Source organism: Flavobacterium piscisymbiosum, from assembly GCF_020905295.1.
Taxonomy (GTDB): domain Bacteria; phylum Bacteroidota; class Bacteroidia; order Flavobacteriales; family Flavobacteriaceae; genus Flavobacterium; species Flavobacterium piscisymbiosum.
In genome coordinates this window covers 729,940-745,466 of the sequence record NZ_JAJJMM010000001.1, presented here as the reverse complement: position 1 = coordinate 745,466, position 15,527 = coordinate 729,940, and the positions used below count along the sequence as shown (strand labels likewise).

15 protein-coding genes are annotated in these 15,527 nt (G+C 32.7%); 11 read left to right on the top strand and 4 right to left on the bottom strand.

From position 1 onward, the window contains the following. Positions 1 to 354 precede the first annotated feature (354 nt). The 6 genes from LNP81_RS03525 to LNP81_RS03500 all read left to right on the top strand — a co-directional run bounded on the left by LNP81_RS03525 (position 355) and on the right by LNP81_RS03500 (position 3,459). Positions 355 to 651 carry a hypothetical protein gene (locus LNP81_RS03525; RefSeq protein ID WP_078006853.1) on the top strand — a complete coding sequence of 99 codons (297 nt, stop codon included), beginning with the start codon at positions 355 to 357 and terminating at the stop codon, positions 649 to 651. A gap of 80 nt (positions 652 to 731) precedes the next feature. After that, positions 732 to 1,028, top strand: a complete 297-nt coding sequence (locus LNP81_RS03520) for a hypothetical protein (RefSeq protein ID WP_230033486.1) — start codon at positions 732 to 734, stop codon at positions 1,026 to 1,028. A gap of 28 nt (positions 1,029 to 1,056) precedes the next feature. Next, positions 1,057 to 1,347: a hypothetical protein gene (locus LNP81_RS03515; protein ID WP_065448663.1), complete on the top strand. Its 291-nt coding sequence runs from the start codon at positions 1,057 to 1,059 to the stop codon at positions 1,345 to 1,347. Between the two features lie 26 nt (positions 1,348 to 1,373). Then, a complete protein-coding gene (locus tag LNP81_RS03510) occupies positions 1,374 to 1,667 on the top strand; it encodes a PepSY-like domain-containing protein (RefSeq protein WP_065448662.1) in 294 nt (97 codons plus the stop codon). A 16-nt stretch (positions 1,668 to 1,683) separates the two neighbouring features. Then, positions 1,684 to 1,980, top strand: a complete 297-nt coding sequence (locus LNP81_RS03505; protein ID WP_230033485.1) for a PepSY-like domain-containing protein — start codon at positions 1,684 to 1,686, stop codon at positions 1,978 to 1,980. Positions 1,981 to 2,109: 129 nt separating this feature from the next. Then, positions 2,110 to 3,459, top strand: coding sequence for a sigma-54-dependent transcriptional regulator (locus LNP81_RS03500; RefSeq protein WP_230033484.1), 1,350 nt, complete (start codon positions 2,110 to 2,112; stop codon positions 3,457 to 3,459). Here the strand turns inward: LNP81_RS03500 and LNP81_RS03495 are convergent. Both LNP81_RS03495 and LNP81_RS03490 read right to left on the bottom strand, forming a co-directional pair. Then, on the bottom strand, positions 3,456 to 5,897 hold the full coding sequence (locus LNP81_RS03495; RefSeq protein ID WP_230033483.1) for an ATP-binding protein: 2,442 nt from the start codon (positions 5,895 to 5,897) through the stop codon (positions 3,456 to 3,458). The two genes, LNP81_RS03500 and LNP81_RS03495, sit on opposite strands and share 4 nt — an antisense overlap. A gap of 178 nt (positions 5,898 to 6,075) precedes the next feature. After that, complete coding sequence (locus tag LNP81_RS03490) at positions 6,076 to 7,977, bottom strand: S9 family peptidase (RefSeq protein ID WP_230033482.1); 1,902 nt, start codon at positions 7,975 to 7,977, stop codon at positions 6,076 to 6,078. A 362-nt stretch (positions 7,978 to 8,339) separates the two neighbouring features. On the opposite strand from LNP81_RS03490, the gene LNP81_RS03485 reads away from it, so the two are divergent. From LNP81_RS03485 to LNP81_RS03465, 5 genes are all read left to right on the top strand, one after another. After that, complete coding sequence (locus LNP81_RS03485) at positions 8,340 to 9,452, top strand: NAD(P)/FAD-dependent oxidoreductase (protein ID WP_230033481.1); 1,113 nt, start codon at positions 8,340 to 8,342, stop codon at positions 9,450 to 9,452. Further along, the gene (mtgA, locus tag LNP81_RS03480; RefSeq protein ID WP_230033479.1) at positions 9,452 to 10,243 is read left to right on the top strand and encodes a monofunctional biosynthetic peptidoglycan transglycosylase; all 792 of its coding nucleotides are present in this window, start codon (positions 9,452 to 9,454) and stop codon (positions 10,241 to 10,243) included. The genes LNP81_RS03485 and mtgA overlap by 1 nt, the downstream gene beginning before the upstream one ends. Further along, positions 10,233 to 11,189 (top strand): lipid A deacylase LpxR family protein, encoded by a 957-nt coding sequence (locus tag LNP81_RS03475; protein ID WP_230033477.1) that lies wholly within the window; start codon positions 10,233 to 10,235, stop codon positions 11,187 to 11,189. Before mtgA ends, LNP81_RS03475 begins: the two co-directional genes overlap by 11 nt. 45 nt (positions 11,190 to 11,234) lie before the next feature. Next, the gene (locus LNP81_RS03470) at positions 11,235 to 12,155 is read left to right on the top strand and encodes a hypothetical protein (RefSeq protein WP_230033475.1); all 921 of its coding nucleotides are present in this window, start codon (positions 11,235 to 11,237) and stop codon (positions 12,153 to 12,155) included. Positions 12,156 to 12,236: 81 nt separating this feature from the next. Beyond that, a complete protein-coding gene (locus LNP81_RS03465) occupies positions 12,237 to 13,442 on the top strand; it encodes a hypothetical protein (protein WP_230033473.1) in 1,206 nt (401 codons plus the stop codon). 824 nt (positions 13,443 to 14,266) lie between these two features. On the opposite strand, the gene tnpA is transcribed toward LNP81_RS03465, so the two are convergent. Both tnpA and LNP81_RS03455 read right to left on the bottom strand, forming a co-directional pair. Beyond that, positions 14,267 to 14,719, bottom strand: coding sequence for an IS200/IS605 family transposase (gene tnpA, locus LNP81_RS03460; protein WP_230033471.1), 453 nt, complete (start codon positions 14,717 to 14,719; stop codon positions 14,267 to 14,269). Positions 14,720 to 15,095: 376 nt separating this feature from the next. Then, positions 15,096 to 15,467, bottom strand: a complete 372-nt coding sequence (locus LNP81_RS03455) for a VOC family protein (RefSeq protein ID WP_230033469.1) — start codon at positions 15,465 to 15,467, stop codon at positions 15,096 to 15,098. Positions 15,468 to 15,527 lie beyond the last annotated feature (60 nt).

The following is a 15,527-nucleotide window of genomic DNA, read 5'->3' as shown; positions in this document are numbered from 1 at the left end:
CGTTTAATTACCTTCATCAAACTGTATGTTGTTTTTGTTATTCTGTTAGGAATATTTCGTTGGTGGAAAATAATTACAAAGGAATCATGATTCAGATGTTTTTTTGGTTTTGCCACATCTAAGTTTATCAGTTTTATTGGTTAAATTCTCTAAGTAAACACTATTTGTGTATACTTTTTACACAATATTTAAGAGAATTACACACTTTATCATAATTTATAATTTTGGCACATATAGCTTAATCCCTTTAAAAATAAGAGATTAAGCAGTTAGGGAGGTAACGTTTGCGTTGCGGCACAATATTTTCATTATCTAAAGCGTAAACAACTATTAAATAATTAAAATATATACATTATGAAAAATCTATTTTTATCAGCCGCAATTGTTTTAGGAAGTTTAACTTCATTCGCTTCAACTACTCCTATTACAAATACAATCGTAAAAACGATTTCTATTGAAGACGAATACACAGAAATCAAATTAGAAGAATTACCAGCTCCAATTGCTGAGTCTTTGAAAAAAGCTTATCCGGATGCTGTAATTACTAAAGCATATAAAAACGAAAAAGCAGAATACAAATTGGACGTTACCGTTGGTGACAAAGTAGGAAATCTTTTTGCTAATGCAGACGGAACCTGGATTAAAAAATAATTTAGCTAAACTTTAGATTCTCATGCAGATTCAAATTAGCAATACTAAAATAAAATTAACAATATTAAAATATAACTATTATGAAAAATCTATTTTTATCAGCCGCAATCGTTTTGGGAGGTTTAACATCATTTGCTTCAACTTCTCCAGTAACAAATACAATCGTAAAAACAATTTCAATTCAGGACGAATACACTGAAATTAAATTAGAAGAAGTACCAGTTGCAATTACTGATGCACTTAAAAAAGCGTATCCGGATGCAGTACTTTCTAAAGCATACAAAAATGCTAAATCAGAGTATAAACTAGACGTTACAGTAGGTGACAAAGTAGGTTCACTTTTTGCTAACGCAGATGGATCTTGGATTAAAAAATAATTAAAAAATAACCGTAAAAACTATCACTATGAAAAAGTTAATATTATCGGCAGCTATCCTGTTAGGAGGGTTGTCAATGCAAGCAGGGAATGTAGCCGTGACAAGTTCAATGGTTCAATCAGTAAACATTCAGGACGAATATAAAGAAGTTGATGCCGTACCGGCAGCTATTAAAACAGCGTTAGACGAAGCTTATCCAGGTGTAAAATTGGACAAAGCTTATGTAAACGAGAAAAAAGAGTATAAAATAGAAATCACCGTTAGAGGTGAAAAGTCTACTGTTTATACAGACGCTACTGGTAAAATTATTAAAAAATAATTAAGTAACCCATAAAAACTATTATTATGAAAAAGTTAATCTTATCAGCAGCAATCATTTTAGGAAGTTTGTCAATTCAGGCAGCTAATCCGGTAACAACTTCAATGACTCAGTCAGTGACAGTTCAGGATGAATTTACTGAAATTGGTACGGATGCTGTTCCGGCAGCTGTAAAATCAACTGTCGAAAAATCTTTTCCGAATACAAAACTTGAAAAAGCGTATAAAAACGAAAAGAATGAGTACAAGTTGGAAATTTCTAGTGGTGACAAAAAGTATACTGTATTTACAGATGCTTCTGGAAACATCATTAAAAAATAATTAAAAAGAGAGCAACATGAAAAAGTTAATCTTATCAGCAGTAATAGTTTTAGGAAGTTTTTCTATTTACGCAAGTAATGAGACAACTCCGGAACAAACTAAGACGGTTGTTTCTGCTCAGACAGAATATATAGAAGTAAGTGCAGATGCTGTACCTGCTGCTATAAAAACCGCACTGCAAACTGCTTATCCGGGAGCAAAACTGGATAAAGCATTTGTAAATGAAAAAAAAGAGTATAAACTCGAAATATCGGTTGGTGACCAAAAGGCTACTGTTTTTTCAGATGTCAATGGCAACTGGTTGAAGATATAAATTAGGTGAATTTAGATTTATGTTTTTGGTGAAAAAGAGATTGCATTACGCAATCTCTTTTTTTTTGCATAATTTTGTGAAAAGACAATTTTAATAGTCTTATTTTAGCAAAAAAGTCCCTAAAAACAAATGCCAAAGATATTACTCATAGAAGATGATATTTCGTTTTGCAAATTATTAGAAAAATTTCTGGTAAAAAAAGCATACGAAGTAACCATTGCTTTCTCTGCAGCAGAAGCAAGATTAGCCATCAAAAAGGAATCCTTCGATTTAATTTTGACAGATCTTCGCTTGCCTGATTCTGACGGTATTGGACTAATGTCTGAATTTAAGACGGCTTACCCGGAAATCCCTGTAATTCTTATGACAGGATATTCAGATGTGAATACTGCAGTAAAAGCGATTAAAAACGGAGCTGCTGATTACATTTCGAAACCTTTCAATCCTGATGAGGTTTTACTGGTTATTACCAATGCTTTAAAATCTTCAGAAACAGAAGAAGAAATTCCTGTAAAGGAAAAAAAATCTGTGAAGAAACAAACTGCCAATACCGAAAATGAGTTTGTAAAAGGAATTTCGGTGGCATCCAAAAAATTATTAGATCACATTCATTTGGTTAGTCCAACAGATATGTCGGTTTTGATTATTGGAGAAAGCGGAACAGGAAAAGAAATCATTGCCAAAAGTATTCATCAGCAAAGTTTAAGAAAGAATAATAATTTCATTGCAGTCGATTGTGGAGCTATTCCGAAAGAATTGGCGGCAAGTGAATTCTTCGGACACTTAAAAGGATCTTTTACAGGAGCCATAAGCGATAAAATGGGTTATTTTGAAGCTGCTAATGGAGGAACTCTTTTTTTAGATGAAATAGGGAATCTTTCATACGAAAATCAAATACAGCTTTTAAGAGCGCTTCAGGAACGTAAAATTAAACCTGTTGGAAGCAATAAGGAAATTAATGTTGATATACGTATCATTACCGCTACAAACGAAGATTTGCGCGAAGCAGTAAAAAATGGCGATTTTAGAGAAGATTTATACCATAGAATCAACGAATTTTCGATTCAGTCTCCATCATTAAAAGACAGAGACGAAGATTTAATGGTTTTCGCCGATTATTTCTTAGAAAAAGCCAATCAGCAATTAAATAAAGATATCATCGGATTTTCACCGGAAGTAGTTACTATTTTTCAAAACTACAACTGGCCGGGAAATTTACGTGAACTTCAAAATTGCGTAAAACGTGCTACGCTTTTAACTCAGGGCGATTTTATAAAAAGTGATGTGTTGCCGGTTGAATTTTTCCAGATTCAAAAACAACAAACCAATAATGGTGATTTTTCACTGTCAGAAAACGAAAAAGAAGCTATTATTCACGCTTTATCAAAAGCACAGAATAATAAATCCGAAGCGGCAAAATTGCTTAAAATTACCAGAAAAACACTTTATAATAAATTAAAGCATTACAATATAGATTAAGCTATTTCTTTATGTAAAGCTTTAAAAAGCACATCTGTTTTTGCTTTCAAAACTTTGAAAATATCGTTTAAATCAGAAGTTTCAAGATCCTTATTTTCTAAGACTTTTAAAATTTCACCAATTTCACGTGCCTGAATTTGCTTGAACATTGGCGCAATTCGGTGTGCAACTGAATTAATTTCGGCTGTGTTTTTATCGATCATTGCATTCTCTAGTAAATTCAGATTTTCAGAGCTGCTTTCGATAAATGATTTTAAAACTTCTTTTAATGCTGTAGTATCGTTGCCTAGAAATTCTTGCAGTGTTTCCAGCGAATACAATTTAGTACTGGTTTTTTCTTCATGCTCATTAATGTCAACATTGGGTAAGGTGTCATTTTCTAAAATAAGATGTATGGTCTCCAGTAATATTTTAGGCGAATACGGTTTTTGTATTACAGTTGTAAAACCAGCTTCGTTATAAACAGCAGCATCAAGATCAGTTCTTCCTGTAAGTGCAATTACAGGCTGGTTTTTATAAGTGGAATATCCTGAATTTTTTAATTTTTTCAAAAACGCAAAACCATCCATTTCCGGCATTTGTATATCTGTAATGATAAAATCAAAATTGGTATTCTGAATCGCTTCTAAAGCTTTTATACCGCTATTAAAAGACAGCACCTGATGTTGTTCCTGTCTTAAAACTCCGCTTGTCAAATTCAAAAGATTGATATCATCGTCCAGAACAATAAAAGTTTGTTTTTTGGTGTTGCGAACTATAGGCTTTTGGATTTCAGGAACTGAAGTCTGACTATTATCGAACTGTAACGGAAGTTGTACTTCAAAAGTACTTCCTTTACCAAATGTACTTTCCAGTTTTAAATCACCGCCCAAAATCGAAATTATTTTTTGGCAAATAGACAATCCCAAACCAGTTCCGCCATATTCTTTTTCAATATTTTCATTCGCCTGCGCAAACTCTTCAAAAACTAATTTCTGATTTCCTTTTTCGATTCCTATTCCCGTGTCTTCAATTCTAATGGTGTAAAACTTATCATTGTCCGCAATATATCCGCTAATTTTGATGAAACCTTCTTCGGTAAATTTATATGCGTTTCCGATAATATTACTCAGAATTTGTTTTAACCTAAAAGGATCTCCAACAATTCTCGAATTCAGTTTCTCATCGACATTAATAATAAGATCAATGTTTTTATGTTTGTAAACGGTCTGGATACTTTTGGCGACTTCATCAATAATGTCGGGTAATAAAAACGGAACTTTTTCGATAGTAATTTTTCCGGCTTCAATCTTCGAAAAGTCCAGTAAATCCTGAACCAATTGCGTAATATATTCTGATGAGTTTTTTATGTTTTTAATGAAATACGATTGCTTTGTAGTAACATCAGAATTGCCCAGAAGCTCAGAATAACCCACAATAGTACTCAAAGGTGTTTTTAAATCGTGACTTACCGTCGAAATTAACTGTTCGCGGCTTTTAAGCAAATTCTTGGTTTTGAAATTCGCAATTTCGAGTTGTTTTTTATAAACCTGCGATTTCGAATAATCGCTTACAATCAGGATCGAGAAAAACAACGTTAAGACCAAACCAACAATAGCCGAAATGGTTACGATTTCGTTGACTTTTTTAAGTGATTTTTCTTTTAATGAATTGTTTTTTATCGAGTTGATGATAATTTCTCTTTCGATAATTCGAAGTACTTTACGAAGCTGATCCGAAATAGCGATTTCGTTTTTCAGTAATTTATTTTCTTCAAAATTCAGTGATTCTTTTTTCTTTTCGGCCTTGATTTTTACATTACTCAACAATTTTTTCGAATTGGCCAAAATAGAATCCGATGCTTGTTTGCTCAATGTATTTGTGCTGTCATCCGGAATATTCTGATTGAGATAATCAACATATTTTTGAAGCACATTGCGCTGATAACTGCCCAGCTGATTCGGGTTTTTGTTGAAATCCTGAAGTTCTAATTTTCGAAGTTTAAACTCCATTTTGGTAATTTCATCAATAGCAGTATTGACAGATACTTCATCTTCGGCTTTATTTTTTATTGTTTTTAATTGTCGAATGTTTTTCGTTTTTTCAGACAGTAAATACGTAACACTATCCAGTAACGTTTTTTGATATTGAGTGGTAACAATTTGTTTTAAAGTATCGATTCTTGATTTTAAAGAATCGGTTTCGATAAGATAGTTTTTAAAATCTTCTTCAGAATTGTTTTGGATTGTTTTCCGGGCTAAACTCTCTGTTTTATACACATTCGAAAACAATTTACTTACCCTAAGAATCTTGGTTTTTTCGAAAGCAATTTTATCCTCTAATTTTTTATAAACTACATTTTCAGAATATAAAAACCATCCAACAGTAACTACTAGTCCCAAAAGAGCAATGTAACTAAAAAGGACTTTGAGTGCTGTATAACTTTTTTTACTCTCCATAGATTGCTATTGTGGGGATTGAGAAGATTTATATTGGGAAATTGCTGCAATTTATTCAAAAAATCTGTTTTAGAAATACAAATAAATGCTAATCTTTTACATAATTAAAAGGTCTAAAAAACAAAATAGCCGTAGATTATATAAAATCTACGGCTATTTTTATGTTTAAATTATTTGATTAAAGTGTCTCGTCTAACCATTTAAAGAATTCTCCTTGCCAAACTTGAGCATTTTGCGGATGTAAAACCCAGTGATTTTCATCAGGGAAATACACAAATCTCGATTTGATTCCTCTTAACTGCGCAGCCTGAAAAGCTTCTTGTCCTTGCCCAATTGGTACACGGTAATCTTTTCCTCCCTGAAAAATCAAAATAGGTTTGTTCCAGTTTTGTACTAAAGTTGCAGGGTTAAAAGTCGTATATGCTTTTTGCGCTACAGCATTATCTTTTTCCCAATAAGCACCACCAAAATCCCAATTGTTAAAGAAAACCTCTTCGGTAGTTCCTAACATACTTACTGTATTGAAAACGCCATCATGCGCGATAAAAGTTTTGAAACGGTTTTTATGAATTCCGGCCAAATAAAATACTGAATATCCACCGTAACTAGCACCAACGCAACCTAAACGTGATTTATCTACATAATTTTCTTTAGATACATCATCAATTGCCGATAGGTAATCGTCCATAACTTGTCCGCCCCAATCTTTACTAATTTGCTCATTCCATTCAACACCATGTCCTGGCATTCCACGACGGTTTGGTGCTACCACTACATAACCTTTAGCAGCCATTAACTGGAAATTCCAACGGAAAGAATACGATTGTGTCAACGGAGATTGAGGTCCTCCCTGACAAAATAATAAAGTTGGATATTTTTTAGAAGCATCAAAATTTGGAGGTAAAATTACCCAAACCAACATTTTTTTACCGTCGGTAGTTGTAACGTAACGTTTTTCTGTTTTGCTTAACGCTAATGTTTTGTACGTTTCAGTATTTACATTCGTCAATTGTTTCCAGCTATTTTTCTTTAAGTTAAAAGCATAAATTTCCGGAGCGTGATTCATGTCATTTCTGGTTACGATAATATCATCGCCGGCAAATCCTACTAAATCATTTACGTCAAAATCTCCTTTTGTTAATTGGCGAACCTGAATCGCAATTCTGGTTAATCCCGGAAAGTTTACCGTAAACAATTGTTTTGTACCATCAACAGCAGCTACAAAAAATATGTTTTTACCATCTTTACTCCAGATAAAATTATCTGCAGTTCCGTCCCAGTTTGCTGTTAAGTTGGTTTTTATTCCTTTAAATTCTACAATAATATCGTTTTTATCAGCTTCATAACCGTCACGTTTCATTTGCAGCCAGGTTAGGTTTCCTGTTGGAGAAAATTGCGGTGCCGTATCGTAACCTAAGTTTTCTTCGGTTCTGTTTGTCGTTTTTTGAGTTTCTAAATTGTACTCATAAATATCTGTATTGGTAGAAATCGCATATTGCGTTCCAGCTTTTTTCTTGCATACATACAAAATACTTTTACTGTCAGGAGACCAGATGTAATCTTCGTCGCCGCCAAAAGGTTTTTGCGGAGAATCAAAATTTTCCCCTTTCAAAATGTCAATTCCTTTTGCGCCGTCTTTGTTTTCTTTATAAAAAACGTGGTTAAATTTACCTTCATTCCAGGTATCCCAATGACGATAATCTAAACCATCATAGATTTGAGCATCAGATTTATCCATTTTTGGATAAAAATCTTTACCTAAAACCTTGTCAATTTTTACTTCTTCATTGTACACTAAAAATTTTCCGTCAGGCGAAACATTTTTGTCGGCCAAAACATCTTTTGTGTCTTTAATTTCAGTTGCATTTCCGCCATTTACAGGGATAATGTAAAATTTAGAAGACGATTTGTTTTCTTCGATCGAAGGAGTCGAAACCTTAAAAACAACATTTTTCGAATCTTTCGAAAGTCCAAGAGCACTTACTCTTCCTAATTTCCATAACAATTCCGGAGACATCACATTCTGTCCGATAGCGTTTAAACTCATCATTATTAAGGTTGTAAATAATACTTTTTTCATAATAAAATTCTAATATTCGTGAGGCTAAAAATACGAATATAATTTAGCAAGTAAATGTTAAAAAGTACTAAACCATATAAGTAATGTAAGTTGATTTAAATTTAGTTTTGAAACATTTAATTTTTAATCTCACCATTAAGATATTAAGAAAAATTAAGTGCTACTTCTTAATCTAACTTAATTGCTTAATAGTTAAAAAAAATAAATATTTAATGTTTGTTATTAGACATTATATTTTGAGATAATTATTATTTAAAGTTTAGTTTTTCTTAATATCTTAATGGTAAAAAAGAAAACATTTAAATGAACTTACATTACTTATATGGTTCAAAAAAATCATTATTTTTATAAAAAATTGACAAATGGATTTGAGTTATTGGGAGCTTAAAAATTGGTTCACAAATGTTGATTATACAATCGTGGGTAGCGGTATTGTAGGATTACATGCAGCATTACGCTTACGCGAAAGATTTCCTGCAGCAAAAATTCTGGTGTTAGAAAAAGGAATGCTGCCGCAAGGCGCGAGTACCAAGAATGCCGGTTTTGCCTGTTTTGGAAGCCTTTCTGAAATTTTGGACGATCTCAAAACACATTCTGAAGAAGAGGTAATAAATCTCATCGAGAAACGTTGGAAAGGTTTGCAATTGCTCCGAAAAAGATTAGGAGATGCGGCAATAGATTTTAAGCCTCACGGCGGATATGAATTGTTTCTGAAAGAGGATGAAAGCGGATTTAGCGAATGTATTTCGAGATTGCCTTTTGTAAATGAAATTTTGAAACCACTATTTAAAGCGGATGTTTTCTCTAAAGAACTTGATCGATTTGGGTTTAATAATATTCAGGAATATTTAATTTTTAATCCGTTTGAAGCTCAAATTGATACGGGAAATATGATGCAGGAATTGCTAAAGCAGGCGGTTTCTGAAAACATTTTAATCCTGAATCAACAAACCGTGACTTCTTATGCTGATTTAGGAAATCAGGTCGAAATTGTACTAAATGATTTTAGTTTTAAATCAAATAAAATACTTTTTGCGACAAATGGTTTTGCAAATATTATTACAAAAGGCGCTGTACAACCGGCAAGAGCACAGGTTTTAATTACAGAACCTATTGCGAATTTAGATATAAAAGGTACTTTTCATCTCGATCGCGGTTATTATTATTTCAGAAATATAGACAATAGAATTTTGCTTGGCGGTGGTCGAAATCTTGATTTTGAGACAGAAACAACAACAGAATTTGGCCAGACGAAAATTGTACAAAATAAATTGGAGGATTTACTTAAAAATGTAATTTTACCAAATCAGGATTTCCAGATTGCCCATCGTTGGAGTGGGATTATGGGAATAGGAAATAGTAAAAATTCTGTTGTTGCTCAACTGTCTGAAAACGTGTTTTGTGGAGTGCGTTTAGGCGGAATGGGAGTAGCAATTGGGAGTTTAATAGGAACAGAATTAGCAGATTTAATATAATGGGAGTAACCAAAAGACCGATACCAAAAACAACAACCGCAAACAAATCAACCGGAAACAAACCAAAACCTAAAGCAGCAGCAAAAAAAGGCAACCGCTCTTTTGGTGAAAAAGTAAAATGGTTTTTTATTAAATTATGTTTATGGTTCTTCGGGATCTCGATCGCGTCAGTCGTATTCTTTAAATATATTCCCGTACCGTTCACACCTTTGATGCTGATTAGGGCAATCGAAAATAAATTAGATGGTAAAGAAGTTTTCTTTGATCACGATTGGGAACCTATCGAGAAAATTTCGATGAATTTACAAAAAGCCGTGATCGCCAGTGAAGACGGAACTTTTTTAAAGCACAATGGTTTTGATTTTAAAGCACTTCAAAAAGCATATAAAAGTAACGAACGCGGACGTAGAATTCGTGGAGGAAGTACGATCTCACAACAAACCGCCAAAAATGTCTTTTTATGGCAGGGTAAAAGTTATTTACGTAAAGGTCTCGAAGCTTATTTCACAGTTTTAATCGAAGTAATTTGGGGCAAAGAACGTATTATGGAAGTTTATCTTAATAGTATCGAAATGGGCGATGGAGTTTACGGAGCTTATGCAGCAACAGAACATTGGTATCGTCGTGATGCATCAAGCTTAACGCCAATGCAGGCGGCCGGAATTGCTGCGATATTACCCAACCCAAGAAAATTTAAAGCAACAGGATCTTCAAGTTATATAAACAGAAGAAAAGAGAGAATTGTTCGTGAAATGCGCGCCGTTGGGAAAATAAATTATCATGCGAAATAAAAAATCATTTATTGCGCTCTTAGTATTGACATCGGCTTTGGCTTTTGGTCAGGCAAAAACAACAGAGATTGGTTTTATTACCGACAACGATTTATACACATCATCAAAAAATGATATGTATTATACAAATGGTTTAGAGCTTTTTTATCGCTTTTTATCGAAAAATGAGAACCCGAAAATCAACAAGAAGATTACCGAATTTCGTGTTGGACAATATATCTATAATCCGAGGTTTATTAATGCAGAAGCTGTAACGATAAATGATCGCCCTTTTACCGGATATCTTTTTGCCGAAGCCGGAAGAAGTTTTTTTTACCAAAGCGAATCTGTCTTAAAAACCGATTTTCAATTGGGCTTCATGGGACCAAATGCTTTAGGAAAAGAAACTCAGGAAAGTTTTCATCATATTATTGGTTATAAAGAAGTTTTTGGCTGGGAAAATCAGTTGCATAATGCTTTTGCTGTTCAGGCGCATGTAATGTATTCGAAAAAAATGTTTCCATCAAAACACAATGATTTTATAGATCTTCATTTTCAGTCAGAAGCAAATGTGGGAACTATTTTTGATGGCGTTTCTACAGGATTCTTAACCCGAATTGGGTTTAAAAAATTACTGCCAATTTATGATTCGAATTTGCATGATGCTTCGGTAAGTTCTGTACCGCAATACAATATCAGGGAATTTTATTTTTATGCGATGCCAAGCGTCAATTATCAGTTTTATGATGCGACGATCGAGGGAAGCATGTTTAGTAATACAAGTCCGTTAACTTTTGAGCTTGAGCCGCTTCGTTTTAATGCAGAGTTTGGTTTAAAATACAGACACAATAACTTCAATATGTCGTATTCTTTTATTTATAGAGGACGAGAATTGAGAGATCCGGAAACGAATACCAATTCAGGCTATTTTTACGGATCGATCAGGTTTGGGTATTTGTTGAAGTAGGATTTGCAATGAAAGTTAATGCATAAAAAACTAAAATTCTTAAAAATGATTGATAAAATAACCGGAAGAATTGCGATAACATTATTGGTTTGTGTATTATTTATAGCCTGTACGCCTAAAGCCAAAAGCAATTTCGAAATTGCTCCTGTTGACTTTTTAGATAAGAAATATCAGGAGAATGGTTTTGTTTTACCTGATACTTCAAAAACGGTTCGAACTTATCCATCTTATCTTTCCTCTGATGATCTTGGTGTTTTTACGGTTAATTATATTGGAAAGACAGGGAATGAACAGTTTTTTTGGGAAGCAGATTATATGTTTGGTTTCTTCTCTGATGAAAATAAAGCTGCAATTGGAAAACCTGAAATAATAGATCAAAAAATAAAAGAGGTCCTAAAAAAGAATTCGAATGAATATTACAAAATTTCAGAGTTCTTTCCTAAGGAAGAAATGGCTGAATACAACAGCCCTGAAGACTTTAAACTGAAAGATGGTGCTTTGGTTTATTTTTATTTGTATGAGAATAATAAGTGGGTTTTTATTAAAAAAATAGCATCTAACAAAATAGATAAAAAAGGAATTACGCTCTACAATGATCTGATTTTAGAATATAAATTAAAAGATGCAAAACCAATTCCAAAAGAATTTCAAGGCGAATTTTCTGTAAGTGTTGAAACAGAAGAAACTTCATCTGGAATGGCAAATATCACCTATTATTTTTCAATTTTAAAAGACAAAGTTTTGTTGAATAAGGATTCTTATCATGAGCCGATATCATGTATGGGAGCATACAAAGTATTGCAGCATGAAAATATTTTGGACTTGTTTTATGTCGAGAATGATGATGTTAGATGCAAGGAGATTAATAATACTTTCTCGATAAAAAAAGAAAACGATAAATATTACATAAAAGGAGTTGGAGGAGAAGGAACGATTAATGAATGGATCGAATTGACTAAAAGGTAAGCACATTATCTGGCTCGAAATTTGATTTTTCCCATGCAGGTTTTTTTTACATACCTGTTAATTCATAATGTCAAATCAAATATGATAAAAAATTTAAATAGATTAGCGCATCCTGTTTTTCTTGTTTCGTTATTGATTCTTCTTTTAAATGACTTCATATTAAAAACTGTCTTTCATAATTATCTCACCGGAAAATTATCTGATTTTGCGGGACTTCTTGCTTTCCCGTTTTTTTGGAGTGTACTTTTTCCAAAAAGAACCAAAGAAATTCATATTGCTGTTGCGTTATTTTTTGTTTTTTGGAAGAGTTCCTTTTCGGAAGCTTTTATTGACTTTTTTGGTTTTTATCGCGTTGTAGATTTTTCAGATAATATTGCCTTGGTAAGTATTCTGGTTTCGTTTTGGTTATTAAAGCAAGAATCTGTCGTATATAAAGTGCGGCCCGTTTTTCTAAAATTGATTTTTCTTCTTTCTTGTTTCTTTTTTGTTGCGACTACGCAGAAACCCCGACCTGAAACATTTGAGGATGGTTTTAGATATTTGAATCTGAAAAATGAAAGTGATAAAAAAGTTGTGATTGTAGTAGATTTTAAATTTTCTGAAAATGAAATTGAATTTTATAAAAAGCAGGAAATCAAAATTACCATAGCAAAACTTAAACAATTTATTAGTGAATACGGAGAGGAATATAAATTGGTTTATAAAGAATCAGATTCGATAGATATTGTAAAGGAAGTAAATGATGAATGGTTGTTGCGACAAAATAACAATGTTACAGATCCGCTTGTATTAGATAAAGGAGCTGAACAGTATATTGTATTGCCGTTACATAATAAAGATACATTAGTAGGTTTTCCTAAAGATTTTAAAATTTCAATTTTAGATAGTAATTGGAAACCACTAAAAATCTATGACAAAAAAGCATTTTTTAGTAAAATAGAAAACAAAGGATTAAACGAATTCTCCAGAGGAGAAGCTTTTAATTTGACTTTTGGAAAGAAAAAAGAACCTTTAAATATTTCTGACGCATACGGTAAGTGGGAATCTAGAGGAAAAGGCAATTTCAGTAAAATAGAAATCAATGCCGATTATTTTGTAAACGATAGTGATGGTAAAGTTTACGATTGCAATTACAAGAACGATTCTCTTTGGGTGCATTATTCTCGTAGTAAATGGTATTTGGGAATCATTAAAAAAGTAACGAAAGATCGTCTCGTAATTTCCTGGGATAATGAACCGGATTTGATTTATGTTAAATCTAAAAAGCCTACGGTTTTGGGGCGTTGAGTATTCTCTTTGCTGGCACGGATTGCAAATCATAAGAAATTATAAGTGTTCGAAATGTTGCTCTGAAAGAGCCTTGGCAATAGCATAGTGCGAAGCACTATGAATAGAATGATGATTAGTATTTCAGCCCTGTAAGGGCAGAAGCTTAATTTCAAAAAGTATGTTTAACATGATGTTCTTCTATTAAATACCTTTTTCTTTAATTCTTTATTCTCAATTTTCTTTTGCCCTTTCAGGGCAATTTTTACTTTTGATTTAATTCGTAGTGCGTTGCACTACGCTATTTCTTTTAGGGCTTTCAGCCCATTTTTAAAAATGTCGAATACTTACGATTGCAAATTCGCGCTAACGAATCTCTTTTTGTGCACAAATCACAAAATTAAAATGCTGGAAAATTGCTCTGAAAGAGCCTTAGCAATAGCGTAGTGCGAAGCGCTATGAATAAATGAAGGATTATTATTTCAGCCCTGTAAGGGCAGAAGCCTAATTTCAAAAAGTATGTTTAACATGATGTTCTTCTATTAAATACCTTTTTCTTTAATTCTTTATTCTCAATTTTCTTTTGCCCTTTCAGGGCAATTTTTACTTTTGATTTAATTCGTAGTGCGTTGCACTACGCTATTTCTTTTAGGGCTTTCAGCCCATTTTTTAAAGTGTCGAGCTCTGATGATTGCAAATTTGCGCTAATGAATCTCTTTTTGTACACAACTTACAAAATTAAAGTATTCGAATCCTGTTGCTCTGAAAGAGCCTTAGCAATAGCATGGTGCGGAGCACTATGAATAAATGAAGGATTATTATTTCAGCCCTGTAAGGGCGAAAGCCTAATCCCAAAGAAAACGTTCATCATATTTTACTTGGTATTTATTTAAAAAAGCAAGTAGTTCTTCTTTAAATGTATGTTTTTTATGATGTTCTTCTTGATTTTTAATGTACTGTGTTACTATTTCTAGTTGTGATGGGTTGACAGAAAAGATACCATAGCCATCTTGCCAATAAAAATTTACGTAATTTTTATCTATCGTTTTTATCCATTTTGAAGATTGCTTTTTTACTTCTTCTACCAATTTCATTTGAGTAATTTTTTTAGACAACAAGCATAAGATATGTACGTGATCTTTATATCCTCCTATTTGAATTGGGTTGCATTCTAATCCTTTGCAAATTCCGCCAAGGTATTGCCATAATCTCTCTTGTATAGTATGGTCAATAAATGGGTGACGTCCTTTGGTGCTAAATGTTAAATGAACATATACTTTTGATAGTGATTGCGACATATTGATTTTTGCGTTGGCCCTTTCAGGGCAATATTCACGATTGGTTTTAATTCGTAGTGCGTTGCACTACGCTATTGCTTTTGGGCTTTCAGCCCACTTGCGATGGTTGTTTCTAATTTATGATCGATAATTTTGTTTTATTGGAAGGTTCGGTTATTCTGATATTATTTGTGTTTAAATAATTAAATATAAATCGATCTTAGTAAAAATAGATTAATTCCGTTTTCTGCTCTTCCTCTAAAAGTCATTTTTTAGTCAAAATAAGTTATGTTTTTAAACTACTATTTTATCCATCAAAAAAGCCACTCTCTTTAGAATGGCTTTTTTAATTTTATATCAAATGACTATTTCTCTTTCAATAAACGGGATTATTAAATCACCACTCCATAAAAACAATAAAATGATTGTCCGGATCTTTTAGGAAGAGCGCTTTTCCGCCGGGATAATCCCAAGGGCCTGAAAATGTACTTGTCGGCATTTTTTCTACATCAGATTCATTGCTTTGCGGAAGCTGGTTTTTTATCAGACGATTGTATACATCATTTATAGGCGCTTCGTTTATTTCGATATTTCCTTCGTTAAGGGGGGTCTGTAAAGTGCTTATTTTTAATTCGGCATGATTATCAATTGGTACAAAGAAAGTTTTTGTTTTGTTGGTAAAGGTTTCATTTTTGAGATTAAAAACTTTTTGATAAAAATCAAATGAGACTTCGAGGTTTGAACAATAAAGCCAGAAAGAAATTTTCATATAAATTTTTTTAATTAAATTATTGAGTAATGAAACTAAAAAAAAGTTCTTATAAAAACT